Below are 2,300 nucleotides of genomic sequence, written 5' to 3'. Positions count from 1 at the left end.
GTTGCAGCAGGCGCCCATGCCCCCTAGACCAATGCCCATGAAGCCAACGACAATCATCCCGGTGATCGTGGCGACCATCGCCGCGCTGTGCGTGGCGGCGCTGGGTGCGACGGTGACGGACCTCGGGCCATGGTATCAGGGCCTCGCCAAGCCTGCCTGGAACCCGCCCGATGTGCTCTTCCCGATGGGCTGGACGCTGATCTATGCGCTGATCACGGTCGCAGGCATCACCGCCTGGCGCACTGCGCGCACCTCCGCACAGGCGGAATGGGTGATCGCCCTGTTTGCCCTCAACGGCTTTCTCAACATCACCTGGTCGATCCTTTTCTTCCGCTTCCAGCGCCCCGACTGGGCGTTCTGGGAAGTGGTGCTGCTGTGGCTCTCGATCCTTGCGATGATCCTCTATTGCGGCCGGTTCTCGAAGCAGGCTGCGCTGCTGCTGGTGCCCTACCTTGGCTGGGTGAGCTTTGCGGCTGCGCTCAATTGGGCGGTCGTGCAGCTCAACGCGCCCTTCGGCTGACGAAGGTGTGGCGCGGGGGCTGAGGCGATGATCGCGGCCTTCTTCGCCAGCGGCCATGCGGCTGATCTCATCCTGGGCGTGCTGCTGGTGGAGGCCGTGTGGCTGCGCGCCGGGCGCGGATGGAGCTGGAGCAGGGTGCTCGGCCTGATCGGCCCGGCGGCGCTGATCGTGCTCGGCTTGCGCGCGGCGCTGACGGGCGCCCAATGGTGGTGGGTCGCGCTCCCGCTCGCGGCGTCCCTACCGCTCCACCTCATGGACCTGCGCAGCCGTCTCGATCGCTGAGCCTCGGCGTCCACGCACGCAACTGCCTGCGTCTTCCCGCACGAACACCGCCCAAAGAAAAACCCGGCCAGGCTTGCCACCCGGCCGGGTTTTCGCGTTTCGGGCGGGAGCCGGAGCCCCGTGAGGCCCCGGCATCCCCCGCTGCGTCAGCTGCCCTGCGCTGCCTGCGCGGCGCCGCTCGGATCGTAGTTGATCGTATCCGGAGCGTAGTAGTGCTCCTGCGCCCACAGGTACCAGTTGTCGACCACCGTGCCGGTCAGCAGGATGCCGATCCCGCCGGTGAGCGTGGTCAGCACTGCGAACCACCAGGCCCAGCGGTGGATCGATTCGAAGGTCGCATTGAACCCCATCACCCAGCGCCAGAACAGCGCGCCGCGTTCGGCTGCGGTCCCGCGGTCGGTGATCTGCTCGATCTCGCGCTCCCCGCCGTAGCGGCCGAGTGCCAGGATCGTCGCCCCGTGCATCGCGAACAGCACCGCCGACCCGTAGAGGAAGACGATCGAGAGCGCGTGGAACGGGTTGTAGAACAGGTTCCCGTAGGTGAGCGAGAAGTTGTTGGTCCAGTCGAGGTGGCTGAAGATCCCGTAAGGCACCGCCTGCGACCAATCTCCCAGCAGCATCGGACGGATGAAGCCCAGCACCAGGAACAGCCAGATCGCCGAGGCGAAGGCCCAGGGAATGTGCATCCCCATGCCCAAAGCCTTGGCCCGCATGTAGGTGCGCACCCACCAGCAAAGGATCGATATGGTCAGGAACGCGCCGGTCAGGATGAACCAGCCGCCCTTCTCAAGCGGAACGAAGAAGCTGAAGCCGTATTCCGGACCGGGAGGGTTGAGCGTGAGCCAGAAGAACTCGCGCATGAAGCCTTGCGGGCTCCAGCCCACCTGGGCCCAGAAGTTGAGGCCGATGATCATGATCGCGATCCCGCCAAAGCACAGCGAAAGCGTGCCCAGCAGGCCGAGATAGACCGGGCCAATCTGGGCCTGGCCCAGCTTGCCCATCCAGTAGTTGTGGCCGGTCAGGGCGATCCGCCCATCGCTGCCGTCGAGGTGCGGGACGCCCATTTCGGGCGGCCCTTGCACTTGCACCTGCGTGAAGATGTTCTGATAAGTCGCCATGGTTCAGGTGCTCCTTACGACCAGATCGGGATCTTCTTCCAGAAATCCCAGAATTCGATCCAGCTGCCGACATACAGAGTGCCGGAGATGACGATGCAGATGGCGCTCCAGAACGCGGCGTTAAGCGCGAGGAAAAGCCCCACCCGGTGAATGCCGAGCGTGCCGACCGAATAGCCGATGAAGTCACGGAAATAGGTGTCTTCGTATTCGGGCGTCTTGACGTCGGTGCCCCCGCTCGGATTGACCGCCGACAACACCAGGCCGCCATGCAGTGCGAGCGCGAGACAGTTCGTGAAGAAGAACGTGATCGCGAGCATGTGCACGGGGTTGTAGTGGAAGTTGCCGAAGGCGTAGCCGACGTTCGAGACCCACTCGAGGTG

Annotated in this window: 3 protein-coding genes and 1 pseudogene; 2 read left to right on the top strand and 2 right to left on the bottom strand. The window is 64.9% G+C overall.

Annotated features, from left to right (window positions below):
• The first annotated feature begins 37 nt into the window (after nucleotides 1-37).
• Both C0456_RS20080 and C0456_RS20075 read left to right on the top strand, forming a co-directional pair.
• Nucleotides 38-520, top strand: a complete 483-nt coding sequence (locus C0456_RS20080) for a TspO/MBR family protein (RefSeq protein ID WP_291056339.1) — start codon at nucleotides 38-40, stop codon at nucleotides 518-520.
• Between the two features lie 27 nt (nucleotides 521-547).
• Nucleotides 548-802, top strand: a complete 255-nt coding sequence (locus C0456_RS20075; protein ID WP_291056336.1) for a hypothetical protein — start codon at nucleotides 548-550, stop codon at nucleotides 800-802.
• Between the two features lie 146 nt (nucleotides 803-948).
• On the opposite strand, the gene pufM is transcribed toward C0456_RS20075, so the two are convergent.
• Complete coding sequence (pufM, locus tag C0456_RS20070) at nucleotides 949-1,920, bottom strand: photosynthetic reaction center subunit M (RefSeq protein ID WP_291056333.1); 972 nt, start codon at nucleotides 1,918-1,920, stop codon at nucleotides 949-951.
• A 14-nt stretch (nucleotides 1,921-1,934) separates the two neighbouring features.
• Nucleotides 1,935-2,300: pseudogene (locus C0456_RS20065) on the bottom strand (photosynthetic reaction center subunit L); the annotation flags it as partial.

It is taken from the genome of Hyphomonas sp. (assembly GCF_013823385.1).
Classification (GTDB): Bacteria; Pseudomonadota; Alphaproteobacteria; order Caulobacterales; family Hyphomonadaceae; genus Hyphomonas.
Note: the sequence above shows the minus strand (reverse complement) of the source record. Positions and strands in the feature narration are given on the sequence as shown.

What these genes read in the sequence shown, in the direction of transcription:
- pufM (WP_291056333.1), bottom strand. Translation starts at nt 1,920, where the DNA reads ATGGCGACTTATCAGAACATCTTCACGCAGGTGCAAGTGCAAGGGCCG.
- C0456_RS20075 (WP_291056336.1), top strand. Translation starts at nt 548, where the DNA reads ATGATCGCGGCCTTCTTCGCCAGCGGCCATGCGGCTGATCTCATCCTG.
- C0456_RS20080 (WP_291056339.1), top strand. Translation starts at nt 38, where the DNA reads ATGAAGCCAACGACAATCATCCCGGTGATCGTGGCGACCATCGCCGCG.